A 26,055-nucleotide genomic window follows, 5' to 3' on the forward strand; every position below is an offset into this window, starting at 1 on the left:
TATTAAAGAATGTTAACGGGCTAACCCAATCCAAAATTGGGATTATCCAGCATAAGACTTTAATATCCAGCCTATGATAACGCCCATTCCACCAAAGCGGACGACTTGCCAGAAAGGTTTTTTGAGGCTACGCCAAGAAAATAACTGGCTTTCTAAGTTTAGTTCTAGCATTTCCAACTGCTGTTGAATTTGCCGTAACTCTGCTTTGATTTCTGGTGTCTGAGATTTATTGTGCTTTAGTTGATCGCGGCGCTGTTGCCATTGTGCCTGTTGTTGGCGATCGCTTTGCACTTGATCATAACGTTCTTTTAAGGATAGGAGCGATCGCTCTACTTCCTCCAATTCTTGTTCAAAATCTGGTTGTGGATTTTCCCCTGATGGCTGTGATTGTTTAGACGGCTTCATGTACAAGTAGTAAACTAAGATTAAATGCGAGTCTGCCAATAGTCAAAATTAAAACTATGAGTTTTTGACTTAGCACTCAGCACTTAGCACTCAGCACTCATAATTATGTCTCAATCTACTCAGCTGCCGAAAACCAGTCAACTGAATGAACTTAGTACTCTGGAACTAGCTCAAGCCCTCATGGAAAGACTAAGCATCTCCCCTAACGATTGGCATCGCCTCAAGTCTAACCGCAATTCTCGCGCCAATGAACAAGTGGCAGCAGCTATTGTGTATCTTTTAAAAAATCAGCCACAAGAAGCTCAAGCTAGATTAGAACAAGCAGTCGGTTGGTTAGATCGCTCTATTTCTGCCCCTCCCTGTCCAACTCACGGAAAAAGTTAAAAGTTAGGAGTTAAAAGTTTTAAATTATTAACTCCTAACTCCTAATTCTAGTCTGCGTCTTGGTGGTCGCAAGTATGCTGAAACCTTTGTTATGATGAAATAAAATTTGGTTTTGCAAGTCCCCGATATATTCGTTTTTGACCTCCCAAAAACTATCAACCTCTCGTTCGTAGGCTGCTGCCAAGGAATGCCTTTAGGGAGGCAGAGCCTCTAGATAAGCGTTCCCATGCAAAGCATGGGAATGAGATCAACTTTTAACTCCAAAATCTGCTACCGTCGCAGAGATAAACGGGGACGATTTTCCATTTGTTTACAAAGTCTCAATTCTGTGCCTTTGCGGTTCCACTCTACCTGATCAAAAATTTGATGCAGAAGACATAAACCACGACCACTTTCTGATTCATCTGGTGGTAAATAGTCTGTTGGCTCCTCATCACTAGTAGATGAAGGAGTAAAGCCGCTACCCTGGTCTGATATTATCCACCAATATTGATTATCTATTAAGGAAAAACGCACTACAACTGTTTTACTTGGATCAAGATTATTGCCATGTTTAGCTGCGTTTACTAAGGCTTCTTGAAGTCCTAGCCGCAGTTCTGCTTGTAATTTTGCTGGGATTTCTGCCAACAGTAAATCTAATATTGGACAAAGGTAGAGGGTTGAGGCAAAACTAATAGTGCCCCAATAACGTCCAACTGGACGAAGTGAAATAGTAATCACAAGAGAAACCCCATAGCTTTCAGTTAGCTAGACATCAGTTTGCTATTACAGGCACCCTGATAAAACTTGAGGTGGTCATGCTGCCTTCAAACTTGCGTCTTTAAAACTAAATTTTGAAAATGCTAGGGAGCATTAGCTTTATAGTATGAGTTGAAATTGTTTAGATATAAAACGGCTGGAATAGTTTTGATAATGAATTCCGCAACTTAAAAAGATGCTAGTAATTTGACAGAGTATTGGCATACTCTAATTAATTGCCGATTTGTAATTTACACAATCCAATTCATATTTTTAAGAGGCTATGCAACTTGAATTTATTTAAACAAAATGAATTTCTATTTTTAGCTTAATTCAATTTTAGCATCTTTAGTATGCACTAGACTAAAAATTTCAAATTTCAGTTTTTGTAAAGGAATCACTATCCTTATCCAAATGTGATAGCACAAGAAAGGCGGCAGCTTCAACATGAGCCGTTTGAGGAAAAAAATCAGCAGGTTGTACCCGTGTGATAGTATACTGCCCATCTTGACAAAGTAATTTTAGGTCGCGGGCGAGGGTGGCTACTTTACAGCTGACGTAAACAATCTTAGATGGTTTCAGTTGCCGTAAAGTCTCGATGACAGCCCGCTCGCACCCCTTACGTGGCGGATCGAGTATTACTACTTCTGGTATTGTGCCCATTTTTGGCAGCAATTTCTCTACTGACCCGACAAGGAAAGTCACATTATCAATTCCGTTACGCTGGGCATTCAAAATAGCTTGTTCCACTGCTGCTGGTTGCACTTCTAACCCTGTAGCAATACGTACTTTTTTGGCGAGGGGTAAAGTTAAAGTCCCAATACCACAGTAGGCATCAACTAGCAACTCATGCCCTTGAAGATTGAGTTCTGATTGAATTACCTGCAATAGTGCCTCTGCTGTTTCTGTATAAACTTGGAAAAATGTATCTGGGCGCACTTTAAATTCCAATCCAGCAAAATTTTCACGCAGGTGTGGGACTCCAGCGATGCAACGGGTTTGTGATCCAAAGATAGCATTTGTGCGATCGCTATTGCGATTGAGCGACACTCCCACTAACTGGGGATAGCGCTTTAACCATTCCTGGGCTTGAGTTTCAATTCCTGATAAATTCCAGTTCTTCACCACCAAAGTCAGCAACATTTCTCCTGTGTGTCGGCCAATGCGTAAACTGAGATGGCGAATTTGTCCAAGGTGGCGCTGTTCGTCATAAATTTGCCAACCCCGTTGTTGGATATCCTGCTTAACTTCGGCAAGTAAGGGATTTAATCGCGCGTCTTGGACTGGACATTGATTTAAATTAATTAATTGGTGACTACCTTTTTGGTAGTAACCAGCTTGTACCTGTCCTGTTGCCGATGTGCCCAGAGGATATGTAGATTTATTACGGTAGTTTAAAGCAGAAGGGGCGGCAAGTACCGGATCTACCGGTGGTTGGACAAAACCGCCAATGCGTTCCAAAGCTTGGATAACTTGATTTTGCTTGGCTGCTAGCTGGTAATCATAATTAATCTGCTGCCACTGGCAACCACCGCACTTATCCGCCACAATACAACTAGGTCGAATCCGGTAGGGAGATGGTGACAATAGCTGCTGGAGCTTCCCGTGGGCGAATTTGGGTTTAACGTGTACTAAGCGGACAATGGCGCGATCGCCTGGTACAGTATCTGGGACAAACACTACACGCTCATCAGCGCGTCCCACACCATCGCCTGTATCACTCAGGTTAGCGATCGTCACTTCAATTAATTCACCCTGTTGCCAAATCATTTTAGTTATTAGTTATTAGTATATTGGGCATGGGGGAGCCACTGCGGTCTTCTCCCTACAGCCCTTTGGGCATCCTACGGCAGGCGTTAGCCTCTCCCAATGTGAGAAGGGGAGACGATGCCGCGCATAGCGTTCGTGCAGCGTCTCTAAGAGTTGCGTTAGCGAGTCCGCGAGCGTCTGGGGTCTCCCAAAGTGGAGCAAGTGGCGTCATGGGGCATTAGTAAGAAGCTCCAGAGGCAGGGTGCTGCTCTTCTAAGGGGGAGAATGATATAATAAACTACCTCTTTCCCCCCTGCTCCATGCTCCCTGTTCCCCTGCTTCCTCACCTCCCTCATCTCCCCAAACAGATAAATTCAATACATAAGTAGCTCCTATCCCTTCACTTGTGTACCTCCGACTCGCTAAACTAACAGATAATATTTCAGGTGATTTCAATAATCATGACTGTAATTAGCCAAGTTATTCTCAAAGCCGACGACGAACTGCGTTATCCCAGCAGTGGCGAACTTAAAAATATCAAAGACTTTTTGCAAACCGGCGTACAACGGACGCGGATTGCGGCTACCTTAGCCGAAAACGAAAAAAAGATAGTTCAGGAAGCAACCAAACAACTTTGGCAGAAGCGTCCTGATTTTATCTCCCCCGGAGGTAATGCTTACGGAGAACGTCAGCGCTCTCTATGTATCCGTGACTTTGGCTGGTACTTACGTCTAATTACTTATGGTGTGCTTGCCGGCGACAAAGAGCCAATTGAAAAAATCGGTTTGATTGGCGTGCGGGAAATGTACAATTCATTGGGCGTTCCCGTGCCTGGAATGGTAGAAGCGATCAATTCTCTCAAAACAGCCTCCCTTAGCTTACTGAGTGCGGAAGACACTGCCCAAGCAGCACCCTACTTTGATTACATCATTCAAGCAATGTCTTAATACAAAGTATGTGCTGGTTCTAGGAGTATACTTCTGGTCTACTAAAGTGAGTGCAAGATATTAGCACTCAATAGGCATAAGATCCCCAATTTGATCATACCCTCCCCACATTTGGTAGTGGCTCTGGCAAAATCTTTGTCAAGTTACCAACCAGTTGTGGGGAAATTTATCAAGAAAGAATTCAGGAGTCAGAATAAAGCCATGAATTCTGACCAAAAAAGCAGATACCGCAGCGCTAGCAAGTCGCTTGGCATTTTGATTCTGACCGCAGCTTTCGGAGTCTCCGGCTTTGCTCTTGTATTTAGAATAGGTGAATTCTTGTTCAATAGGTATATTTATGGGGCATTTCTCAAAGGATGAAGGATATACGGACATAAAAAACCGACAGTCTTTGATTAAGGCTGTCGGCAATTAAGTGTGTTCCCTATTAATGACTCGGCTAGAGTTCAGTTGTCATTAATTATGCCTACTTCACAAGCGCAGGGAGACGATCCTAATCATAGATCCGTGTGATTTTCGTCACTTTATTGTTACAGCTAAACTGCATATAGGCGAGTAATCCCTGAGTTACAGTAAATCTATGCAAGTTTGGAGCTAAGAATATATACGCTGGTAGATGCTTTTTCAGATTAAGAGCAAATTACACCTATTAGACACTCAGGGGTTAAAACACGAGATAGAGGAAGTGACATCCTCCATACAGGTATATAAGGCGAGATAGTTAACAAACCTATGCCCCGTTTACCAAAGTACTGTAGCAGAAAGAGCTATCTGCAAAGATAAATTTCTCAAAGCCAGTGGTAGATAAGCTAATAAAGTTCCCATTGTTATTAAAAGTGATGTTGGCACTTTTAAGGGGATTGCCAGAAATAACACCAGATACGCTCAGTTGAGAGCGATTGAAAGCTTTCAGATCAAGGGTGTCAAAACCGTCCCCACCATCAACCTTCGCAACACCGAATCCTTTGAAGTAGTCATCACCACTGCCTAGAGCAATCTTGATACCGCCACCGATAGTGACTTTCTGTTGAACTCCATTTAGGATACTGATGGCAATAATTTCGTCATTGCCATTGCCAGTATCAATTATTCCTTGTCCATAAATGCCATAGGCAATACCACCAATTGTTGCTGTAGCCTGTCCGGTAAGCTTGTCAGAACCATTGCCAGTATCAATTATTCCGTCGTTGAAGATGCCATAGGCGGTGGCGTTTTTTCCAGAACTGTTGCCATAATCGGTAATTGTGTCGTTGTCTGATCCTGTAGTGATGGTGCCATTTTTACTGTTCTGGATGCCAGTCCCAGCACCGCCGGGAGCGATACCGCCGTTCCCGCCAGTACCAATGCCGAACATACTGTCTTATACATCACCAGTATCAAGTTTGTTACTGTTGCTGATACTGATCCCAACTCCGCCCTTGCCGCCGAAGGCGGTTTGCTTCGCGACCATCGCATCCTCTGATTTTTCTGCCTTCTTATGGGTCATTTGACAGACTGATAGCCATTTTCATTATCTGGAAATCACCTATGCACGTTACAAGGAAAGAAAATTTTATTACTTTATAATCATCAGTACAATTACCAGTATTTGAGGATTTAAAACAATCTATCTTTAGACATATTACAATATTTATCTTTAGGGACTTCCAATTAAAAAAAGACCCAAATTTAGGGGTATGGCATCCACAGACTTTCGGTGAAACAGATATTTAATCGGTGCTGTACCCCTACTTGCTCGATAAATTATTCTCTGGAAGTCCCTAAGTAGATTTATTTATTCAGCCAATCTGTAGCATCTAGCGATGAACAATCCTATATCTGCATTTAGAGGTCAAGTAAATCGATAGAATAATGCTCTGTACAATTGGTGCATTATTTCCATGACCGCCACATCTCCTGCTCCCTTTTCCCCCCAAGAAATCGCTGCTGAAGGTATAAAACCAGAAGAATACGCAGAAATTGTCCATCGCTTAGGGCGTCATCCCAACAAAGCTGAACTGGGAATGTTTGGCGTAATGTGGTCAGAGCATTGCTGTTACAAAAATTCTCGACCTTTACTCAAACAGTTTCCTACCGAAGGGTCCCGCATCCTCGTAGGACCTGGTGAAAATGCTGGGGTTGTAGATTTGGGTGACGGACTGCAACTAGCCTTTAAGATTGAATCCCACAATCACCCTTCAGCTGTCGAACCCTTTCAGGGAGCGGCAACCGGAGTAGGAGGCATTCTCAGAGATATTTTTACAATGGGTGCGCGTCCCATTGCGATATTGAACTCGCTGCGCTTTGGTTCCCTCGAAGATGCCAAAACCCAAAGGTTATTTACTGGTGTAATTGCAGGAATTGCCCATTATGGCAACTGTGTGGGAGTGCCCACCGTTGGTGGCGAAGTTTACTTTGATCCTGCTTATTCTGGTAATCCTCTGGTGAACGTTATGGCGCTGGGGTTGATGGAAACGTTAGAAATTGTCAAATCTGGGGCATCTGGCTTAGGTAACCCTGTGTTGTATGTCGGTTCCACCACAGGACGCGATGGTATGGGAGGCGCAAGTTTTGCTAGTGCAGAATTGAGCGAACAGTCAATGGATGACCGTCCTGCTGTGCAAGTGGGCGACCCCTTTTTGGAAAAGTCGTTAATTGAAGCTTGTCTGGAGGCGTTTAAGACAGGTGCAGTTATCGCCGCCCAGGATATGGGAGCAGCCGGGATCACCTGTTCTACCTCAGAGATGGCGGCAAAAGGCGGTGTGGGAATTGAACTAGATTTAGATAAGATTCCCGCAAGAGAAACGGGGATGGTTCCCTATGAATATCTGCTTTCGGAATCTCAAGAACGGATGCTGTTCGTTGCCCATAAAGGGCGTGAGCAAGAATTAATCGACATTTTCCACCGTTGGGGACTTCATGCTGTTGTTGCCGGTACAGTAATTGCTGAACCCATCGTGCGGATTCTCTTCCAGGGTGAAGTAGCAGCAGAAATTCCCGCTGAAGCTTTGGCGGAAAATACCCCACTTTATCACCGGGATTTGTTGACGGAACCCCCAGAATATGCGCGTCAAGCTTGGGAATGGACTCCTGATTCCTTACCTCCTTGCACAACTACTGGAATAGAACTCCAAGGACGCCTGCAAACTTGGAATGATATTCTCTTAACTTTGCTCGATACACCCACGATCGCTTCTAAAAACTGGGTATATCGTCAGTATGACCATCAAGTACAAAATAATACAGTAATCCTGCCAGGTGGTGCAGATGCGGCTGTTATCCGTTTGCGCCCGCTTGAAGAAATCCCCAATCTAAAATCCAAAATCCAAAATTTAAAATTAGGGGTAGCAGCAACAGTAGATTGCAATCCTCGTTATGTTTATCTTGACCCTTACGAAGGAGCTAAGGCAGTGGTGGCAGAAGCTGCACGCAATCTTAGCTGTGTGGGTGCAGAACCTCTGGCGGTGACAGATAACCTGAATTTTGGCTCTCCAGAAAAACCGATTGGTTACTGGCAATTGGCAGAAGCTTGTCGCGGTTTGGCAGAAGCTTGTCGAGAATTGGCAACACCCGTCACAGGCGGAAATGTCTCTTTGTACAATGAAACCCTCGATTCCCAAGGCATTCCGCAACCCATTTATCCCACTCCGGTTGTGGGTATGGTAGGCTTGATTCCCGATATAACCAAAATTTGTGGTCAAGGTTGGCAAGCATCTGGCGATGTGATTTATCTTCTCGGATTGCCTCTGGCATCCAAAATCAGTTTGGGAGCATCTGAGTATTTAGCCACTATCCACAGTACTGTTGCCGGAAAGCCGCCACGGGTAGATTTTGACTTGGAACGCCGCGTCCAGAAAGTTTGTCGTGAAGGAATTCGTAATGGTTGGGTCCGTTCAGCCCATGATTGTGCTGAGGGAGGGGTGGCGATCGCTCTAGCCGAATGTTGTATTGCTGGCAACCTTGGTGCCGAAATCAATTTAGAAATAGCACCAACCCAGTCACTACCTCGCCTTGATGAGGTGCTGTTTGCCGAAGGTGGTGCCAGGATTTTAGTTTCTATAGCATCAGAACAACAAGAAATTTGGGAATCATACTTACAGGAACATCTGGGTCAAGAGTGGCAAAAACTGGGTATAGTTGGCAATTTTCAGACGGGTTTGGGGGTTTTCACTACTGATAACCAAGCCTTAATCAAAGTTAGGATCGAAGATATGAATGATCGCTATTCCCATGCGATCGCCAGACGTCTTGCCATCCACACTACTACCTCCAGTTAAAGAAGTTAGGAGCTGAAACTGAGGAGTTGGGAATAAAAAGCATAACTCTTCACTCCTAACTCCTAACTCTTTTATTAGCGTCCCTGATCACAATTACGGTACTGTTTTAATGGATGGTTAAAGATTTGTTAAGAACTTCGCTACCATCTATATAATCCCAGTGACTTAACTACCGATTTTAGATTTTGAATTTTAGATTTTGGATTGGGGGTGTTTCTTCTGGTTCCTGTCTTGCTCCTAGTGAGGCAAACAAATTTAAAAATAGCCACTCCCAAATCCCAAGCCGCATTCCTACTAGGGTGCGGTCAATCCAAAATTATAAATCTCAAATCCAAAATTGATTGACCCCCCCCACCAGGAGCAAAGCTAGCATGATTTCTATTCATTCTGTCACTTCGGATGAATACCCCGAGCAGATCAACAACCCAATCAATAGTCATGAAAATCAGCCTGACAAGCCAGAAGAAGCTTGCGGTGTTTTTGGCATCTACGCACCAGCAGAAGACGTTGCTAAACTGACCTACTTTGGATTGTATGCCCTCCAGCATCGGGGTCAAGAATCAGCCGGTATTGCTACCTTTGAGGGAACACAAGTACATCTTTACAAAGATATGGGCTTGGTGTCTCAAGTTTTTAATGAATCCATCTTGGAGCAATTGCCTGGTAGCCTTGCTGTTGGCCACACTCGTTATTCCACCACAGGTTCTAGCCGCAAAGTTAATGCCCAACCCGCAGTGCTGGAAACCCGTTTAGGGTCATTAGCCTTAGCACATAATGGCAATTTAGTCAATACAGTGCAACTGCGTCAAGAGTTGCTTGAGAAAAAATACAACTTAGTCACAACAACAGACTCAGAAATGATCGCTTTTGCGATCGCAGAAGCGATCAATGCTGGTGCAGATTGGCTAGAAGGTGCAATTCAGGCATTCCATCGTTGCCAAGGAGCCTTTAGTTTAGTTATTGGCACCCCTAACGGCGTTATGGGTGTCCGTGACCCCAATGGCATTCGCCCCCTAGTAATTGGCACTTTAGCTAGTAATCCAGTCCGTTACGTTTTGGCTTCGGAGACTTGTGGTTTAGATATCATTGGAGCCGAATACCTGCGAGACGTAGAACCAGGTGAATTAGTTTGGATTACTGAAGAAGGTTTGGCTTCCTATCATTGGAGTCAACAGTCCGAGCGGAAATTGTGTATCTTTGAGATGATTTACTTTGCCCGCCCTGATAGCGTCATGCACAACGAGAGTTTGTACAGCTATCGGATGCGGTTAGGGCGGCAACTAGCAGCAGAGTCTTTTGTAGATGCCGATATTGTCTTTGGTGTTCCTGATTCTGGTATCCCTGCTGCTATTGGATTTTCCCAAGCGTCTGGTGTCGCTTACGTTGAAGGACTGATTAAAAATCGCTACGTTGGGCGAACCTTTATTCAACCAACCCAAACCATGCGTGAGTCAGGTATCCGCATGAAACTCAACCCCCTCAAAGATGTGCTGGCGGGTAAACGAGTGATCATCGTAGACGACTCGATTGTCCGGGGTACTACCAGCCGTAAACTAGTCAAAACCTTGCGTGATGCAGGTGCAGTAGAGGTACATATGCGAATCTCCTCCCCACCTGTAACTCATCCCTGCTTCTATGGCATCGATACCGATTCTCAGGATCAGCTGATTGCTGCTACCAAGTCAGTAGCAGAAATTGCCAAGCAACTGGAAGTAGACAGCCTCGCCTATCTCAGTTGGGAAGGAATGTTAGAAGCGACACGAGAAGACACCAATAGTTTCTGTTCTGCCTGCTTCACCGGAGATTATCCCGTGGCGATTCCTGAGCAAGTGAAGCGTTCTAAGTTGAGTTTAGAAAAGGTAGTAGTGTAAAGACTTCGACAGACTGAATGCGGCTAGACAAACCAAGCCCGCCTGCGCGGGCTAAATAAATATTGTCAATCTCAGATTAAGATTGGTAAATCCTTCAATAGTCATAGTTTATGAACCAGCCGATATCTGAGAGAGTGTGCTGGACTACCGCCGATTTAGAGTTGTTTCCAGATAACGGAAACCGTTATGAAATTAGGGACTTCCAAATAAAAAAATACTCAAAAAACTGGCGAAAAAACTCTCTCGTTTTTATTCCTCTGTGTTCTCTGTGTCTCTGTGGTTCGTTTATTTGGATAATTTATTTCTTGGAAGTCCCTTATTGACGGAGAATTGTTTGTGACCAGAGCGCCTCACTGGAATCATCAAAAAACTTGTGTCAGAATTAGAACTTTTTTAGATATTTGGTCACAGGCTAGTGGTCTGGGAGAAGTTGTGACTGCTCCAGGAATAATTTTTGGCGATAATAATGTGATTCCTGATGTTGTCTGGGCTAGTAATGAAAGATTGCCTCTACTTTTGGACGATGCGGGGCATTTGACTGGTGCGCCAGAACTGGTAGTAGAAATGCTATCTTTCGGTATTGAGAATGAAAAGCGAGATAGGGAACTTAAACTAAAGCTTTACTCAGCAAGAGGTGTCAGAGAATATTGGATTGTGGATTGGCGCAAGCAACAGGTGGAAGTATATCGACGCGAACAAGCAAGTTTAAAGTTAGTTGCTACGTTGTTCAATGGTGATGAATTGAATTCACCCATATTGCCTGATTTTACTTGTGCGATGTCTACGACGAGCTACGCCTACGCATCCTTATTTACATAACACAAGTTCGCAAAATTGCTGTAATTTCTTATTATTGGCAAAACTACTTTTAATTGCGCGATGTCTACGAGAGGTTACTCGGTGATCGCACAATTATTTACGTTAAACAAATTAGCAAGCGATGTCTGACGACAAGCGAAGAAGCGTCTACGCTAATCCATAAATTTAACTGTGCTGCAAAAACTCAACTTTAGGCAATAACGGGTCAGTCACAATACCCACACCGCTAAAACCCCAGCGTTTGAGCAAGTTTCCCAACTGTGTACGCGCAATAGATTCTACAGTAAAGCGATTTGCCACTTCTGCCGCATGGGTGTTGAGATAGCTAAGGGCATCAAAGTTTTCCTTAAACAGCAATAAATAACCTGATGTTTCGGTGTCAGGACGAGCTATGAGATAATTACCGTCAGTTGTTGAGCGCACCAAGTAATAGACTTCGGACAGCATGGAGATGAGATGGGGAGAAATGGGGAATGACTAATTGAGATTTTCTAGGCGAATGCGAGGATCGGCTGCTTTTAACATTAAATCGGCGATTAAATTACCAGCAATCAGCAACACTGCGCCCATTACCAAGCTTGCCATTAACAAATATAAATCTTGAGCTTGTAAAGCCTGTAGAGACAATCTCCCTAAACCGGGCCAGTTAAAGAAATATTCAGCAATGAAAGCACCGCTTAATAAACCAGCTAATTCAAAACCCAATAAGGTAATTAAGGGATTTATCGCATTGCGGAGAGCATGAACGTAGATCACGCGGTTTTCTGGTAGACCTTTGGCACGAGCCGTTTGGATGTAATCTTGACGCAGCACATCCAATAATTCGCCACGAGTGATGCGTTGTAAACCAGCAAAACTAGTAATTGAGAGGGCGATCGTGGGTAAAATCATGTGCCAGCCGACATCTAAGATTCTGCCAAACCACGTTAGTTCTGAGTGATTAATGCTAGTCATACTACCCACTGGGAATAAAGGCGAGGTGAGTTGGGCTAAAACCAGCAGCGCTAAGACAGTGATGAAACTAGGAAAGCCTTGTCCGGCGTAGCTAATCACCTGTAAAATTCGGTCTGATAGCTTATTTTGATTAACAGCAGCAAAAATCCCTAGAGGGATGGCGATCGCCCATGTGACAATTAAAGATGCGATCGCTAATAGCAAAGTCGCTGGTACCCGTTCCCACAAAAGCGATGCCACTGAACGTTGATAAATAAAACTCGTGCCAAAATCCCCTTTTGTCAAGATTCGCCATAGCCATAGCCAAAATTGCTCTGGCCAAGACTTATCCAGACCAAACTGCCGCTTTATTTCCTCAATTCTTTCTGGAGATATCTTCGGGTTTTGCCGCAGTGTATCTACATAATCCCCTGGAGCGAGTTGAATAATGAAAAACGACAACGCTGACGCCAAAAACAAAGTCAGTAATGCCTGCAATACCCGCTTTACCACATAAATAAAAGTTTCGCTCGTGACTAACCTGATTAGCCAATCGCGACCTGTCTCCAAGGAAATTCTCGTAGATGTCATTTGTCCTTTGTCCTTTATCTAATGACCAATGACTAATATTCAATTAGAGAGATAATTGGTACATCTGGCAAATATTTACGCCCTTCTAAATCCCGTAGCTCGATAATAAACCCAAACCCTACTAGTTCGCAGCCAATTTTCTGCACTAACTTTGCTGTTGCACTCGCAGTTCCACCCGTGGCAATCAAATCGTCCACAATCAAAACTCGGCTACCTTGGTGTAAAGCGTCTTGATGCACTTCCAAGCAGTCTGTACCATACTCTAGTTGATATTCAATTGAGTGAACTGCTGCTGGTAACTTACCTTTTTTGCGGACGGGAATAAAACCAGCACCTAATTTATAAGCTAGAGGTGAGCCAAAAATGAATCCCCTTGACTCCATACCGATGACATAATCTGTCTTGATCCCAGCTTCATTGCATTTTTGTGTTAAAAAGTCAATAGTGTAGCGCAGTCCCTCTGGATCGCGCAGCAGCGTAGTAATATCCCGAAATAAAATTCCGGGCTTGGGGAAATCTGGGATGTCACGAACGAGAGACTTCAAATCCATAAAATAGGGATTGGGGAATGGGACATGGGGCATGGGGCATGGAGAGTGAGGGAACTGGCGTTGCACGGGAAGCAAGGGAAGAAGAACTATTGATTATTGACAAATGCCCAATGACGCCACTTGCTTCTCCTGTCGGAGACGCTGCGCGAACAACCAGGGGAACCCCGGCAACGCAGTGGCTCCCCAATGCCCAATTTCAGATACCTGAAAAATCGTACACTATAATGTCATACGCTGGGGGTCGAGGCTGAAGCTTCGCCTTTGATTGACGATAATTAGAATCTAAACCAAGCTAGAAAAGGTATTGCACTAATAAATGAGGTGAATTAACTTATGTTTTAAAACTTTGATTTCAATATAAGGAAAACTTTGAGTAGAAAGAGTTAAGTAATGTATATATCAGGTAGTCATGCTACTACTACAAGTCTAATGTCCAAGTCTTGGCTACCGATTTTAAATTTGTTTTACCTAGTCTGTTGGAACCGCACAAGGTATTTATAGAATGAATGTCTCAGCAAGTTTAACGCCGTTCAACAGTTCAACCCAAGAATCACTGCCGATGATTTTGGACACTTTACCAGATCCTGCGATCGCTTCCAAGACCTGTCCTCGGAGAACGCGGTTGCAAATTGACCTAATTTTATTGGCAATTGAAGCTTTAGAGCTTGGTGGTTCTGAAGCAATCCTAACTTTTGCTCAAGAGTTGGATCTTAAAGGAATTGTTAAAGACAGGGTGAATTTATGGCGGATGCGTAGCTCTAACCCGCTACGAAGAGCGCATATGCGCCGTCCTTTAACTATCATGGAAGCAAAAGCTCTGGTGGTCATTGCTTGCTACATAGCGCGGCGTTTAACTGTTGTCATCCGCCAGTTACTAATGATATGTCAACAAATGGAAGAAAAGCAGATTCCATTAGAACAGAATTTGCGCCTATCTAATTACTTAGAACGGTTTAGAACGCATTTTAAGAGCCGGATGAATGCTCGACGTTCTGGTGTACTGGCATTAAGTTCTGATGAAAAATTAGATGAGCTAGCAATAAATTTGTTAGGACAATTACTATTTTGTACTGGTACAGCTGGAATGCAGCGGTTCTGGATTAGTCTTTTTGACGGTGAAGTGGAATGAATATTCAACGTAAGTACAGTCTACCTAATTGTACACTCCTTTTAGAAGGGTTAAGTGATCTCAGTAGGGCTGCACACTTCCAGGAAATGCGCCCGGAATTATCAATATTGGTAAATGCAGAATGCTATTTATCTGGTTATAATCAACCCCTAACGGGAGGGCGGGAATTTTTTGAAAGTTTGGTGAGGGCTGTTAGTGGCTATGCCCAAGAATTTTTAAGTAGTGTACCTAATCCGCAAGCACATAACCAGGAATCGGAGCTAGTTGAGTTTCAGAAAGTTGACAGCAACCGACACAGGTTAATTATACATTCAGAAGGTGCTCCAGAGGGGTTTGATCACTCTAACAATTCCAAACGTCCGCCGATTGAAATAGATTTGAATACAGTGCAGTTGTTTGATTTAGTGGAAGCAGTGGATCAGTTTTTTGCTGATAGCCAAACTTTACCTGAACTTTCCCTAGAACTACAACCAGTTACCAGACGTTATGGCGGTGCTAGTCAAGCTTTAATCAGGCAGGCTGTTCCTGCTGCTGTGGGTGTGTCAAGTTTAGCAGTAGCAGCGATCGCCTTTAACTTGATTCCACCTCCCCAAATGCGTCCACCGCAGCCTAAACCAGATGAGCAAACTAGCTCTAGAATAAACAATATCACTCCTCCAGCATCAGCTGCTGTAACTCCCATAGCTGCTGCAACGCCCACATCAAAGCCTACAGCTAATGCAAAGCCGGCAGTTAAAGATTTAGAAGCACTTTTAAATACAGTTCCAGAAATTACTGATCCATCCCAACTGCGTGCATTGAATCGTCAAGTGTACAACCAAATTCATCCAGCTTGGACTAATCGCTCAGGATTGCAACAGGATTTGATCTATCGTCTGGGTGTAGCAGCAGATGGAGCGATCGTCGGTTATAAAGCAGTGAATAAAGAGGCGAATCTAGGAGTAGGTCAAACTCCTCTGCCTAACGTACTTTACAATCCAGCTAACCGCGCTCCCATTTCCAATGAACCAATCGCCCAATTTCGAGTAGTATTTAATACACAAGGGGTGCTAGAAGTTAGCCCTTGGCGAGGATATGCGAGGACGCCAGAGGTAGTGGGTGCAAAAATTACTGACTCTAATATAGTCGAAGGTTTAAACCAAAAGCTTTATAGTACAGTTCGCCAAACCTGGAGTGGTACCCCCACCTTTACGCGAGATTTGAAATACCGGGTAGCGGTCAACAAAGATGGTGTAATTGCTGACTATGAACCACTCAATCAAGTTGCCTTTGACTATTTTCGAGAAACACCCCTTCCGAAGATGTTCAACGCTATTTACGGTTCCAATGTAGCAGCTCCCAACAATAAAGAACCTCTCGCCCACTTCCAAGTGATATTCAAGCCTAGCGGCAAACTTGAAGTTATGCCTTGGCAGGGATATCAGTAATTGAGTACTTATACTGGGCTAGCTCAGTATAAGTGGCCAATGTGCCATACCCGTTTACCGAGTAATTCTTTGCATATAATTTCCCCACAACTGAGCTGCTTGGGCACTGCTACCAGATGTAGGGGAATTATTGTCGTTTCCCAGCCAAACACCAGTTACAAGCCGCCGACTGGGGATAAAACCTATGAACCATAAGTCAACGTTTTTATCTGTTGTGCCTGTTTTCCCAGCTTCCCCCAGTCCAATGGCAGCACTACGACCAGTACCTCTTGCGATGACACCGCGCATCAAACTAGTCATTTCATCGGCTACACCATTTGGCAGTACTCGTTTGTTGGCATCCGTATTTTGGTCGAAGGAGTAGATGACACGGCAGGTTTTGATATCATTGCGATCACGGCAATCACCACTATCTAAAATTCGGTTAATCGCATGGGGAGGATTTGACACACCACGATTGCCAATAGCGCCAAAAGCACCAGTCATTTCCAAAACATTGACCACACTTTGACCTAGTACCAAGCCAGGAACCGGATCTAGGGTTGACTTTATTCCCAAACGCTGCGCCATTGCCACTACTTTATCCAGCCCAATTTCTCTAGCAACTCGTAGGGCGATCGGATTTTCCGAAAGAGCCAGCCCCGTGGCAATATCTAAACTAGTGTCAGCACCAGCACGACAGGGTTTGTAAGTAAAGCCTTGCCAAGTTAAAGGGGCGCAAGAATAACTCTTGGATGCTGGAATCCCCTGTTGAATAGCGGCTGTATAAGTAAAGATTTTAAAGGTAGAACCTGGTTGTCTTTTGGCTTGAACAGCGCGATTGAACTGACTTTTTTTGTAATCAGTCCCCCCCACCATTGCCAAAATGCTGCCAGTACTGGAGTCAAGGGTGACCAGCGCCCCTTGAGAAAAATTAAAACTTCTACCACCATTGTTAACTGAATTTCGCAACGCTGATTCTGCTTTGCTCTGAATCGCTGGATCAAGCTGGGTTTCAATGATATAATTCCCTTCCTTTGCGGCTCCCTCCCCCAAGATTGATTCAAGTTCAGAGAAGACGTAACTGTAAAAATAAGGAGCGATCGTCTTAGCTTGCTGTTCACAAACTTTAGGACTAACTTGAACAGTGGAGCGTCTAGCTCGGTTCGCATCTTCAGGTTTAATTTTGCCCATCTCCAGCAACCGCTTAATCACGCGATTCCGGTATTCAGATGCTTGTAGCTTATTTGGCCCATCCCCACAAAAATCGAAAGCGTTGGGAGCTGGTAAAATTCCTACCAATGTTGCTGCTTCTGCCAAAGTTAATTGTTTAGCCGACTTCTCAAAGTAATACCGGGATGCATCTTCAAAGCCAGAGGTATCTCCCCCCAAAAAAACCCGATTTAAGTACATCAGCAAAATTTCATCTTTGCTGTAAAAGGTTTCTAACTTCAGGGCGACAACTGCCTCCCGCAATTTGCGTCCAAGGGTATCCTGTCTGCCTACATACTCGCGGAACAAACTGCGGGCAACTTGCTGGGTAACAGTGCTGGCTCCTTGTTGCACATCTCCGCTACGGCTATTGATCAACACGGCTCGTAAAATCCCCAGAGGGTCAACACCAAAGTGCCAGTAATAACGACTATCCTCTGAAGCCACCACAGCAGCAGGCAAATAAGGCCCAAATTCCTCTAATCGCTTTATATCTACGTGAGAGATAGTTCGAGGCTCTCTTAGCGGGGTGGCTCCATCACGAGCGTAAACAACTACTGGGGCGCGTGTAGCTGTAGGTAGAGGTTTAACTGAAAATTTCAGCCATTCAACGCCAATTACTAACGCTAACAGGGCACTGACACCACCGACACCATAAGCTGTCCAACTTGCAGCTTTGACATACCAGGCTGGTGGATCGACGTATTGCAACCGCACAGAAGCGGCAAGTTCTGGGGGACCCAGCGTGAAAATATCGCCGTGACGCAGTTCCAGGGAATTGACACGACGCTTGCCACGATAAATGCCATTGGTAGAGTTTTCGTCTTTGATAATGAAAACTGGTGTGCGCTGAGTAGAATTCCGCGATAGCGATAGGTGAATTTGGCTGACAACAGGGTTACGGATGACGATATCGCTGGATTTAGAGCTACGACCTAGAATATAGCGATCGCCCAACAGTGGATATACCTCTGCCTTATCCGCCCCCGCATCCTGCACCCAAAGTTCCGGTACCTTGGCATTAGGCTTGAGCGCCAATTTGGAAAAATCGACCCTAGCTTGAATCGTATGTACTGCTTGAGTCAGTTGACCTAGTAACGTTTGTGGCTTGTGAGGGGGTTGGGGTGAACTCATCGGCTATTCACATCACACTTTTTAGTGAAGAATCGGGCGAATTACAATTTAGATGTTAGTCTTTCATCATTTTACTCATAAGCCAAAGCATAAATTAGATATACGGAACTTTTTGCTCTATTTTATACTTGAATTTACTTCATATTTATAATTAATTTGTTATTTTTATCACTTATCTCCAGAGGTATAAATTTTTTATCGATTCTCAAAGACTTGTTTTATCTACTATTACTAGTTCAATAACTACAACTAGATTTTTTAATCTTGTATTTTTAAACACTAGTCATTATAAAACAAGAGATTTCATTTTTACCGATTTTACATATCCACATATTCTGAAACAAACCTAAATATCTTCATTTAGGAAGATTTTCTAAATCTTATTGTCTGTTTTAATGGGCCGAGTGTTCCGTTGAGGTTAATTTTAGAATGATGGGAAAATCTCTGAGCCTGATTGGTACAGCTCTATCTTTGGCTCTCACCACTAATATTGCCGTAGCCGAATCTAGTAAATCCCCCATAGCCCAATCCAGTAGCGACTCTACTAGTGCACCAACGGAAATCAAGATGTCGCCAGAAGGGATGAAAATTCTGTGCGAGTATTTTCCGCTCAACTCCCGCTGTCCCGGCGGCACAGCAGTCGTCCCTGGTAGCGCTCCTAGTAGCACTACAACTCCAGCAGAAAGCACGCCCAGTAGCACCACCACTACTCCAGATAGTACAACTGCACCAGGAACCAGACCAGGAACCAAAACACCACCTGGATCTAGCACTCCCGAAACCACTCCAGGATCAGGAACCGGTACCCCATCTGAACCTGGCAACTTAACTCCAGGATCAGGAACCCTTACCCCATCTGAACCTGGCGCTCCTGGCAGCCCTACCGAACCAGGAACCGTTACCCCAGCTCAACCTGGCGCTCCTAGCAACTTAACTCCAGCACCAGGAAGCGTTACCCCATCTGAACCTAGCACTCCTGGCAGCAGTACTGTACCAGGAAACCCAACTTCACCTGAGTCTGGTACTACTGAAATCAATCCCGAACCAGGAAGCTCAACAACTCCACCTGAGTCTGGTACTCCTGGCAGCACTACCGAACCAGGAAACTCTCCCAGTACTCCAAGTTCGCCAAAAACTCCTACCACAGGCAATTAAATTAAAATTTGGTGCATAATCTGAATACTAGTTTGTCATTAGCGATCGCCGTTGCATCTTGACCTCTTGCACCAGTTATGGTGACTGGTGTAAGATAAAAAATCATAATTGCTGGAACCTATAGATAAAGTCTTGGCATATAGGATTGAGCAAGGATTTCTGTAATCAATAGCCTGGGATTAATCATCCCAGGCTTAATAGTTTAATGGGGTCTGCCAGTTGAAGTCGGTGTTTTTTGCAAGGAAGCAATTAACAGGCAAACAATACCGATACTAATAAATGAATCTGCCACATTAAATACAGCAAAGTTAATCAGGCGAAAATCAAGAAAATCAACGACATAGCCTAAAACAAAGCGATCAATACCGTTGCCCATAGCTCCACCTAAAATCAAGCCATAGCCTAACTGATCCCACAAATTTAACATTGGACTAAATAAGGCCAAGGCTATCAATACTAAACTCACTCCTAAAGATAGCCAGCGCAACCACTCTACTTTCCCACTTAATAGACTAAAAGCGGCACCAGTGTTAGTAACATAGGTGAAGTGAAATATCTCAGGTAAAAGTGGCAGTGTCTGCCCCAAGCTAAAGGTTTGCACCACCCAGTATTTTGTTATTTGGTCTAAGAAAAAAGTTATGAAGGCAGCGATCCAGAAAAGGCGATTTTTTAAACGCATGAAACTAGGGGCTAGGGACTAGGATTAGGGACTAGGATTAGGGACTAGGGGCTAGGGACTAAGCAGTAGGGTATAGGGATTAGAAGAATTTTAAATTTCTAGCCCCTAGCCTCTAGCTTCTAGCCCCTGCATAACTAATAAAACATTAAGTGACGCAATACATATGCTATTACGGTAACTGCACAAACTACACTTAATTGCCCTGGTAGTGCAAACCAGGAGTATTTGAGGATTGCTTGCATTAATGGTAGATTTTCTGTACCTTTCCACTGAAAAATATAGCTAATAATTAAATAAGTAATGCCCCATAGGTGGAGAGTTAATAAGCCACAAATGCAACTAAAGGCGAGAGTTTCTAGTCGCGGTCTAGCTTTAAAAGCGAAGAAACCACAAATCCAAGCTCCAGGAATAAAACCTAGTAGATAACCAAACTGAGATAGCTTAACATAACCAAGACCACCACCATCGGCAAATACAGGTAATAAGGTTAACCCCATCACTAAATAGGCAATTTGCGAGAGCGCACCGGCATTTTTGCCCCCTAAACAACCCACCAACAGTACTGCGCCAATTTGGAAAGTGACACCTAAAGAAAAAGTCTGAATTCCGTGCTTACTCCAATTCCAAGGTAAGGTGATGCCATAAGCTTCTAGGAAGGTGCCACCCATTGTCAGGAGTAAGCCAATCATTGACCATAGTAATTGATTGGAAGCAGCAAACATTTATTAGGCAACCGGGGAAAGGCAAAAGAGAAAACCAACAGCAACTAATATGTTCATTAGTATTGAAATGAAATTTGTGCTGACAGCTCTAAGAGGATGTTTGAAAAGTATTATTGCTAACATCAAAACCTCAGAAACCTAACCCCGCCAGCAAGCCTTCCCTACAAGGAAATGGGGATTTAAAAGCTTATCTCCACTTCTGTTAGAGGAATGGAAGTGAGGTTTTTGGTATACTCTACGACTTTTCAAACATCCTCTAAGGATTAGCATATTTTTTTTGTCTTTTTGGTATGTAACTTTTCAGTTCTGCGAATTATGTTAGGTGTCTACAGCTGTAATTTTATTGACTGAAGCGTAGTCTGATTATGGTATTTGACCTAATAGGTGTTCAAATTAGCAAAATTTAGGATTTAAACTAAGTTTTTAGATTCAGCGCCAAATTATGCTACAAAGTGTTAAAGATAATTCCTTAATTCACTATTTTTTAGCGATCGCCCCGCCTCCTCTCCATAAAAATAGGCAATTTATTATTTTCTGCTTTCTCTAAACAATAAGTTCACTGGCTAAACTTAGATTGTTTAGTTATGACTTTAAGTCTGCTTAGGCTGATAAGCAGAAACAAATTTATTAAATTTCAAATAATACCACACTTACATATTTTTTTATGACTTGAGCAATAAATTTACACTATTAATAAAGTTTTGTAAATATCTGTAACCAAATTATTGTGGTACTCTTTGTAACGGGTAACTAAAGCAGCAGTATTAATTTTATCAAGCAAAAGTCAAAACGAGTGTTTGTTCTTCATCAAAAAAAAACAAGCATTTTTTTGCTTTATTAACCTAACCTTTACCTTAACCTTTATCCTTTAAGGGTATCCTTAGAAGCGCTCACCTGGAAAGTTACTCAAAATTGATAGCGATGCCCTCACGTCTTAGTGTAATAAAAATTCATCGCCTCACAGGTTCAATTTCAGTGTTAGCACTGACAATCAGCCTAGCTGCATGTGGCGGACAGCAAAACTCAGATAATACAGCCACCAAGGATACTCCTTCTGGTACTGCTACAGATACTACTGCCTCCAGTACAACCAAATTAGATTTGGGTGGAAATATAAAATTAAGCGGGGCTGGCGCGTCTTTCCCAGCACCACTATATGATACATGGTTTACGGATCTAAACAAAAAATATCCAAATCTACAAGTTGACTATGCCTCAGTTGGTAGCGGTGCTGGAGTTGAGCAATTTATCAAAGGGACTGTAGATTTTGGTGCCAGCGATGTTGCCATGAAGGATGAAGAAATCCAGAAGGTGCCAGCGGATAAAGGCGTTATTTTACTGCCTGTAACTGCTGGTAGCATCGTGCTAGCTTACAACTTGCCAGATGTTGCAGAACTAAAGCTACCACGAGCCGTTTACGCCGATATTCTACTAGGCAAAATCAAGTCTTGGGATGATCCCCAAATTGCCAAGGCTAACCCAGGTGCAAAGCTTCCTAAACTGGCAATCACAGCTGTTTATCGTTCAGATGGTAGCGGTACAACAGGTGTGTTTACAAAACACCTCAGCGCTATTAGCCCGGAGTGGAAGACTAAAGTTGGTGAAGGCAAAACTGTCAACTGGCCTACAGGAGTTGGTGCTAAGGGGAATGAGGGTGTTACTGCCCAAATTCAACAAACACAAGGCTCTATTGGTTACGTCGAGTATGGCTATGCCAAACAAAATAGTCTTAAGTTTGCTGCTTTAGAAAACAAAGGCGGTAAGTTTATTGTAGCTAGTGAGGAGTCCGCCTCTAAAACTCTGGCATCAGTAACTCTACCGCCTGATCTCCGCGTCTTCATTTCCGATCCAGAAGGGGCTGATTCCTATCCCATTGTCACTTACACCTGGATTTTGGCTTACAAGAAATATCCCAATGCGGCAAAAGCTAAGGCAGTTGAAGCTGCGATCGAATACGCCTTAACTGAGGGTCAAAAGCAGGCTACTACACTAGGATATGTTCCTTTACCCCAAAACGTGATCACAAAGGTGGCTGCTGCTGCCGATCAAATTAGTCCAGAGTATAAAATTGCTGTTGGTAGTGGTACTAGCGCCAGTAAGTAGCTACAGTCAAGATATGAGGTATTTCTAGACAATAATTTGTCAGCTGCTTACTAGACTATAAGCATTCGTAACTTGAAACTCTGTGTTACCAGTGTCTCAGTTTCAAAAGACGATGAGGCAACAATTTGGTTGATATAGTTGCCTCCCATATTTTCCTCTGATTTAATTGTGAAAGTCGGTAGTCATGACTACAAATTCTCAAAACCTATCATCAGCAACAAAAAATCGCTCTGATGTAGAAAAGTCCGTAGATCGGGGTTTTGTTTGGCTCACTAAAATTTTAGCCTTTGGGGTTACTGCCACTTTATTATGGATCGGCTTACAAGTTGCAATTGCTTCTTGGCCTGCCATCCAAAAGTTTGGGGCTAGCTTTTTAGCTAACACGACATGGAACCCAGTTAATGATAGCTACGGGGTGCTACCTCAAATTTATGGAACTCTCTTGAGTTCTTTTATTGGTCTGTTGATAGCTGTACCGATTGGGGTTGGTACGGCTATTCTCCTCAGTGAGGATTTTTTGCCCGCAAAAGTGAAGTTGGTACTGGTTTTTGCGGTAGAGCTGCTCGCAGCTATTCCCAGCGTTGTCTACGGCGTCTGGGGTATTTTTGTTTTAGTGCCTATCTTAACTAACTTGGGAAAATGGCTCAATAGTTACTTTGGCTGGATACCATTTTTTAGCACCCCCCCTACTGGACCAGGAATGTTGCCGGCGGGAGTCATATTAGCAATTATGACTTTGCCCATCATCACAGCCCTATCGCGCGATGCCTTGATTTCTATACCTCCCAGTTTGCGTCAAGCCGCCGTAGGACTAGGAGCAACCCGCTGGGAAACGATTTTGCAAATTCTGATTCCAGCAGCCTTTTCGGGGATAGTTAGTGCTGTGATGTTAGCACTCGGTCGGGCAATGGGAGAAACAATGGCTGTAACAATGTTGATTGGTAATTCCAACAACATTAGTATTTCACTGTTAGCACCAGGCAATACGATTTCTTCTCTACTGGCAAATCAATTTTCAGAAGCTAGTGGTTTGCAAGTTTCGGCTTTAATGTACGCTGCTTTAGTTCTATTCTTCTTGACCCTGGTAGTCAATATCATGGCCGAGTTTATCGTTCTGAGAGTCAAGCGACTGTAGCTTAGTTTTGGGTTGAATTATGACTTCTAGTTTTCCAGAGCGCAGTCTAACTCGCGCTCCCATGTCTCAAAGAACACTGTTTAATACAGTAATGACCGTAATTGCATTTATCTGTGGGGTATTGGCACTTGTGCCTTTGCTAGCAGTGCTTTCTTACGTCATTATTCAAGGCTTTGGCAGTTTGAATCCCAGTGTCTTTTTTGAACTGCCACCCAAAGCTTTACAAAAGGGAGGAGGCTTTGGTAATGCAATCTTGGGCACACTATTGATGGTAGGAATTGCGGCGCTGATCAGTATCCCGTTTGGTGTTTTAGCGGCGATTTACATCACAGAATTTAGCTCCGCCCAAGTAGCAAGATGGGTACGTTTTGCGGCTAATGTCCTGAGCGGAGTCCCCTCAATTATTGCTGGGGTATTTGCCTATGGCATTGTAGTTCTGACACTGGTCAAGTTAAACTTAGGATCATATTCTGCTCTCGGTGGAGGGTTTGCACTGGCAATTTTGATGTTGCCAATTATTGTCCGAACCACTGATGAAGCTTTGCAGTTAGTATCGCAAGATTTGCGACAAGCATCTGTAGGGTTAGGAGCAACTAATTTTCAAACAGTGAGTCAAGTCGTTTTGCCAGCAGCTTTACCAGCAATTGTAACTGGGGCAACACTAGCGATTGCCAGAGCATCTGGAGAAACCGCACCTTTGCTATTTACCGCCCTTTTTTCCAATTTTTGGCCCGATAGCTTATTCCAACCAACAGCTTCCCTTGCTGTTTTGGTTTACAAATACGCTATTTCTCCGTTCAAAAATTGGCAATCACTAGCTTGGGCAGCATCTTTGATTTTGGTATTGATGGTTCTAATCACAAGTATCATCGCTCGCTGGGCAACTCGTAAGAAAGCTTAGTGAAATAGCATCTACATAGCGGATTTGTATCGCTAAAACTAATACTACATTTAATTTATGGCTACCAATGTTAGCACAGTGAATGATACTCAAACCGTTTTACGCACCGAAAACCTCAACGTTTACTACGGCAAATTTTTAGCCTTGCAGAATATTTGGCTAGATATACCGAAAAATCAGGTGACAGCCTTTATCGGCCCTTCTGGTTGTGGTAAAAGTACATTGTTGCGATGCTATAACCGCCTCAATGACCTGATTGAGTCATTTCATGCAGAAGGTAAAATACTTTTTTACGATAAAAACTTGTATGCATCCGACATTGATCCTGTAGAAGTGCGTCGGAGAATTGGGATGGTGTTTCAAAGACCAAACCCGTTTCCAAAATCAATCTATGACAATATTGCTTTTGGAGCCAAAATCAACGGCTACAAAGGTAATATGGATGAATTAGTAGAACGGAGTTTGCGACAAGCAGCTTTGTGGGACGAAGTAAAAGATAAACTGAGACAAAGTGGTTCGTCTTTATCTGGTGGACAACAACAGAGGTTATGTATTGCTCGTGCGATCGCAGTCCAACCTGAAATTATCTTAATGGATGAACCTTGCTCCGCTCTCGACCCTATTTCCACGTTGCGGGTTGAAGAACTTATTCACCAACTTAAAGAGCAATATACAATCGTTATCGTCACCCATAATATGCAGCAAGCAGCGCGAGTTTCTGATAAGACAGCCTTTTTTAATGTTAAAACTACAGAAACTGGAGGTCGTAACGGCTACATGGTAGAGTACGACGCAACAGAACTAATTTTCAACAATCCTCAGCAGCAAGATACCAGAGATTACGTTAGCGGCAGATTTGGATAAATAGATAAATATTTCTATTGTTGATGTGAGAGCAATGAGGGATATTCGGAAATTAAAGCTGTGCGATATTCCTCTATTTTTTTATTTGTTTACCAAGATTAGCGTAGGCGCAGCCCGCCGCAGGCATCGCTTTATCAATTATTGTTTTTCTTGGTAAAGAAAAACAATAATTAAGCTATTTAACATCAGACTTGCATTGACTGGGCAAGTTAGACACCCGATCAAAAATAGCCAGACACACAGTGCAGTATTAGTGTTGGCTTGCCTTGCTATTTATTATCTACCTGTAGGTATTGTGATAACTACATAAGTAGCTAGGCGAAATTAAATATAAAATTTTTGCCCCTTGTCTAATTAAAATCTCAGGTGCA

At 43.4% G+C, this 26,055-nt stretch carries 22 protein-coding genes and 1 pseudogene; 12 read left to right on the plus strand and 11 right to left on the minus strand.

What is annotated here, in order from left to right:
* Positions 1–42 precede the first annotated feature (42 nt).
* Positions 43–405, minus strand: coding sequence for a hypothetical protein (locus tag V7K46_RS20200; RefSeq protein WP_273767307.1), 363 nt, complete (start codon positions 403–405; stop codon positions 43–45).
* Between the two features lie 105 nt (positions 406–510).
* Between V7K46_RS20200 and V7K46_RS20205 the strand changes: the two genes are divergently transcribed.
* Positions 511–789, plus strand: coding sequence for a DUF6439 family protein (locus V7K46_RS20205; protein WP_273767309.1), 279 nt, complete (start codon positions 511–513; stop codon positions 787–789).
* 270 nt (positions 790–1,059) lie between these two features.
* Here V7K46_RS20205 and V7K46_RS20210 read toward each other — a convergent pair whose 3' ends face one another.
* Complete coding sequence (locus tag V7K46_RS20210; RefSeq protein ID WP_298911492.1) at positions 1,060–1,509, minus strand: ATP-binding protein; 450 nt, start codon at positions 1,507–1,509, stop codon at positions 1,060–1,062.
* Between the two features lie 390 nt (positions 1,510–1,899).
* The gene (gene rlmD / locus V7K46_RS20215; protein ID WP_335116237.1) at positions 1,900–3,306 is read right to left on the minus strand and encodes a 23S rRNA (uracil(1939)-C(5))-methyltransferase RlmD; all 1,407 of its coding nucleotides are present in this window, start codon (positions 3,304–3,306) and stop codon (positions 1,900–1,902) included.
* A 431-nt stretch (positions 3,307–3,737) separates the two neighbouring features.
* Between rlmD and V7K46_RS20220 the strand changes: the two genes are divergently transcribed.
* Entirely contained in the window at positions 3,738–4,223 is a 486-nt protein-coding gene (locus tag V7K46_RS20220) for an allophycocyanin subunit alpha-B (protein ID WP_273767312.1), read from the plus strand.
* 138 nt (positions 4,224–4,361) lie between these two features.
* Here the strand turns inward: V7K46_RS20220 and V7K46_RS20225 are convergent, their stop codons facing one another.
* Positions 4,362–4,634, minus strand: a complete 273-nt coding sequence (locus V7K46_RS20225; RefSeq protein WP_335116179.1) for a hypothetical protein — start codon at positions 4,632–4,634, stop codon at positions 4,362–4,364.
* A gap of 319 nt (positions 4,635–4,953) precedes the next feature.
* A complete protein-coding gene (locus V7K46_RS20230; RefSeq protein ID WP_335116181.1) occupies positions 4,954–5,577 on the minus strand; it encodes a hypothetical protein in 624 nt (207 codons plus the stop codon).
* Positions 5,578–6,103: 526 nt separating this feature from the next.
* Here V7K46_RS20230 and purL point away from each other — a divergent pair.
* The 3 genes and pseudogenes from purL to V7K46_RS20245 form a co-directional block, all read left to right on the plus strand.
* Positions 6,104–8,479 carry a phosphoribosylformylglycinamidine synthase subunit PurL gene (purL, locus tag V7K46_RS20235; RefSeq protein ID WP_335116183.1) on the plus strand — a complete coding sequence of 792 codons (2,376 nt, stop codon included), beginning with the start codon at positions 6,104–6,106 and terminating at the stop codon, positions 8,477–8,479.
* A 371-nt stretch (positions 8,480–8,850) separates the two neighbouring features.
* Positions 8,851–10,350, plus strand: coding sequence for an amidophosphoribosyltransferase (purF, locus tag V7K46_RS20240; protein WP_335116185.1), 1,500 nt, complete (start codon positions 8,851–8,853; stop codon positions 10,348–10,350).
* Positions 10,351–10,668: 318 nt separating this feature from the next.
* Positions 10,669–11,169, plus strand: a pseudogene (locus tag V7K46_RS20245) (Uma2 family endonuclease); the annotation flags it as partial.
* A gap of 165 nt (positions 11,170–11,334) precedes the next feature.
* On the opposite strand, the gene V7K46_RS20250 reads toward V7K46_RS20245, so the two are convergent.
* From V7K46_RS20250 to V7K46_RS20260, 3 genes are read right to left on the minus strand one after another with little or no spacing between them, the layout of a single operon-like run.
* Positions 11,335–11,616, minus strand: a complete 282-nt coding sequence (locus V7K46_RS20250; RefSeq protein ID WP_335116187.1) for a hypothetical protein — start codon at positions 11,614–11,616, stop codon at positions 11,335–11,337.
* A 30-nt stretch (positions 11,617–11,646) separates the two neighbouring features.
* Entirely contained in the window at positions 11,647–12,693 is a 1,047-nt protein-coding gene (locus V7K46_RS20255) for an ABC transporter permease (protein WP_335116189.1), read from the minus strand.
* A 32-nt stretch (positions 12,694–12,725) separates the two neighbouring features.
* A complete protein-coding gene (locus tag V7K46_RS20260) occupies positions 12,726–13,244 on the minus strand; it encodes an adenine phosphoribosyltransferase (RefSeq protein WP_335116191.1) in 519 nt (172 codons plus the stop codon).
* 502 nt (positions 13,245–13,746) lie between these two features.
* Between V7K46_RS20260 and V7K46_RS20265 the strand changes: the two genes are divergently transcribed.
* Both V7K46_RS20265 and V7K46_RS20270 read left to right on the plus strand, forming a co-directional pair.
* Positions 13,747–14,373, plus strand: coding sequence for a DUF3038 domain-containing protein (locus V7K46_RS20265; RefSeq protein ID WP_335116193.1), 627 nt, complete (start codon positions 13,747–13,749; stop codon positions 14,371–14,373).
* Positions 14,370–15,800, plus strand: coding sequence for a DUF4335 domain-containing protein (locus V7K46_RS20270; RefSeq protein WP_335116195.1), 1,431 nt, complete (start codon positions 14,370–14,372; stop codon positions 15,798–15,800). The genes V7K46_RS20265 and V7K46_RS20270 overlap by 4 nt, the downstream gene beginning before the upstream one ends.
* A gap of 54 nt (positions 15,801–15,854) precedes the next feature.
* Here the strand turns inward: V7K46_RS20270 and V7K46_RS20275 are convergent, their stop codons facing one another.
* On the minus strand, positions 15,855–18,125 hold the full coding sequence (locus tag V7K46_RS20275) for a transglycosylase domain-containing protein (RefSeq protein ID WP_335116197.1): 2,271 nt from the start codon (positions 18,123–18,125) through the stop codon (positions 15,855–15,857).
* A 429-nt stretch (positions 18,126–18,554) separates the two neighbouring features.
* Between V7K46_RS20275 and V7K46_RS20280 the strand changes: the two genes are divergently transcribed.
* A complete protein-coding gene (locus V7K46_RS20280; RefSeq protein WP_335116199.1) occupies positions 18,555–19,280 on the plus strand; it encodes a hypothetical protein in 726 nt (241 codons plus the stop codon).
* A 202-nt stretch (positions 19,281–19,482) separates the two neighbouring features.
* Here the strand turns inward: V7K46_RS20280 and lspA are convergent, their stop codons facing one another.
* Positions 19,483–19,959, minus strand: coding sequence for a signal peptidase II (gene lspA / locus V7K46_RS20285; RefSeq protein WP_335116201.1), 477 nt, complete (start codon positions 19,957–19,959; stop codon positions 19,483–19,485).
* 134 nt (positions 19,960–20,093) lie between these two features.
* Positions 20,094–20,681 carry a biotin transporter BioY gene (locus tag V7K46_RS20290; protein ID WP_298911479.1) on the minus strand — a complete coding sequence of 196 codons (588 nt, stop codon included), beginning with the start codon at positions 20,679–20,681 and terminating at the stop codon, positions 20,094–20,096.
* 921 nt (positions 20,682–21,602) lie between these two features.
* Between V7K46_RS20290 and pstS the strand changes: the two genes are divergently transcribed.
* The 4 genes from pstS (at position 21,603) to pstB (ending at position 25,684) form a co-directional block, all read left to right on the plus strand.
* Positions 21,603–22,784: a phosphate ABC transporter substrate-binding protein PstS gene (gene pstS, locus V7K46_RS20295; protein ID WP_335116203.1), complete on the plus strand. Its 1,182-nt coding sequence runs from the start codon at positions 21,603–21,605 to the stop codon at positions 22,782–22,784.
* 184 nt (positions 22,785–22,968) lie between these two features.
* On the plus strand, positions 22,969–23,919 hold the full coding sequence (gene pstC / locus V7K46_RS20300; RefSeq protein ID WP_335116205.1) for a phosphate ABC transporter permease subunit PstC: 951 nt from the start codon (positions 22,969–22,971) through the stop codon (positions 23,917–23,919).
* Between the two features lie 19 nt (positions 23,920–23,938).
* Positions 23,939–24,820 carry a phosphate ABC transporter permease PstA gene (gene pstA, locus V7K46_RS20305; RefSeq protein WP_335116207.1) on the plus strand — a complete coding sequence of 294 codons (882 nt, stop codon included), beginning with the start codon at positions 23,939–23,941 and terminating at the stop codon, positions 24,818–24,820.
* A 57-nt stretch (positions 24,821–24,877) separates the two neighbouring features.
* Entirely contained in the window at positions 24,878–25,684 is an 807-nt protein-coding gene (gene pstB, locus V7K46_RS20310) for a phosphate ABC transporter ATP-binding protein PstB (RefSeq protein ID WP_335116209.1), read from the plus strand.
* Positions 25,685–26,055 lie beyond the last annotated feature (371 nt).

This window comes from Nostoc sp. (assembly GCF_036917395.1).
Taxonomy (GTDB): Bacteria; Cyanobacteriota; Cyanobacteriia; order Cyanobacteriales; family Nostocaceae; genus Nostoc.

What these genes read in the sequence shown, in the direction of transcription:
- V7K46_RS20265 (WP_335116193.1), top strand. Translation starts at nt 13,747, where the DNA reads ATGAATGTCTCAGCAAGTTTAACGCCGTTCAACAGTTCAACCCAAGAA.
- purF (WP_335116185.1), top strand. Translation starts at nt 8,851, where the DNA reads ATGATTTCTATTCATTCTGTCACTTCGGATGAATACCCCGAGCAGATC.
- V7K46_RS20220 (WP_273767312.1), top strand. Translation starts at nt 3,738, where the DNA reads ATGACTGTAATTAGCCAAGTTATTCTCAAAGCCGACGACGAACTGCGT.
- pstS (WP_335116203.1), top strand. Translation starts at nt 21,603, where the DNA reads ATGCCCTCACGTCTTAGTGTAATAAAAATTCATCGCCTCACAGGTTCA.
- V7K46_RS20270 (WP_335116195.1), top strand. Translation starts at nt 14,370, where the DNA reads ATGAATATTCAACGTAAGTACAGTCTACCTAATTGTACACTCCTTTTA.
- V7K46_RS20205 (WP_273767309.1), top strand. Translation starts at nt 511, where the DNA reads ATGTCTCAATCTACTCAGCTGCCGAAAACCAGTCAACTGAATGAACTT.
- V7K46_RS20200 (WP_273767307.1), bottom strand. Translation starts at nt 405, where the DNA reads ATGAAGCCGTCTAAACAATCACAGCCATCAGGGGAAAATCCACAACCA.
- pstA (WP_335116207.1), top strand. Translation starts at nt 23,939, where the DNA reads ATGACTTCTAGTTTTCCAGAGCGCAGTCTAACTCGCGCTCCCATGTCT.
- lspA (WP_335116201.1), bottom strand. Translation starts at nt 19,959, where the DNA reads ATGCGTTTAAAAAATCGCCTTTTCTGGATCGCTGCCTTCATAACTTTT.
- pstC (WP_335116205.1), top strand. Translation starts at nt 22,969, where the DNA reads ATGACTACAAATTCTCAAAACCTATCATCAGCAACAAAAAATCGCTCT.
- V7K46_RS20290 (WP_298911479.1), bottom strand. Translation starts at nt 20,681, where the DNA reads ATGTTTGCTGCTTCCAATCAATTACTATGGTCAATGATTGGCTTACTC.
- pstB (WP_335116209.1), top strand. Translation starts at nt 24,878, where the DNA reads ATGGCTACCAATGTTAGCACAGTGAATGATACTCAAACCGTTTTACGC.
- V7K46_RS20260 (WP_335116191.1), bottom strand. Translation starts at nt 13,244, where the DNA reads ATGGATTTGAAGTCTCTCGTTCGTGACATCCCAGATTTCCCCAAGCCC.
- V7K46_RS20230 (WP_335116181.1), bottom strand. Translation starts at nt 5,577, where the DNA reads ATGTTCGGCATTGGTACTGGCGGGAACGGCGGTATCGCTCCCGGCGGT.
- purL (WP_335116183.1), top strand. Translation starts at nt 6,104, where the DNA reads ATGACCGCCACATCTCCTGCTCCCTTTTCCCCCCAAGAAATCGCTGCT.
- V7K46_RS20280 (WP_335116199.1), top strand. Translation starts at nt 18,555, where the DNA reads ATGATGGGAAAATCTCTGAGCCTGATTGGTACAGCTCTATCTTTGGCT.
- V7K46_RS20255 (WP_335116189.1), bottom strand. Translation starts at nt 12,693, where the DNA reads ATGACATCTACGAGAATTTCCTTGGAGACAGGTCGCGATTGGCTAATC.
- V7K46_RS20250 (WP_335116187.1), bottom strand. Translation starts at nt 11,616, where the DNA reads ATGCTGTCCGAAGTCTATTACTTGGTGCGCTCAACAACTGACGGTAAT.
- V7K46_RS20275 (WP_335116197.1), bottom strand. Translation starts at nt 18,125, where the DNA reads ATGAGTTCACCCCAACCCCCTCACAAGCCACAAACGTTACTAGGTCAA.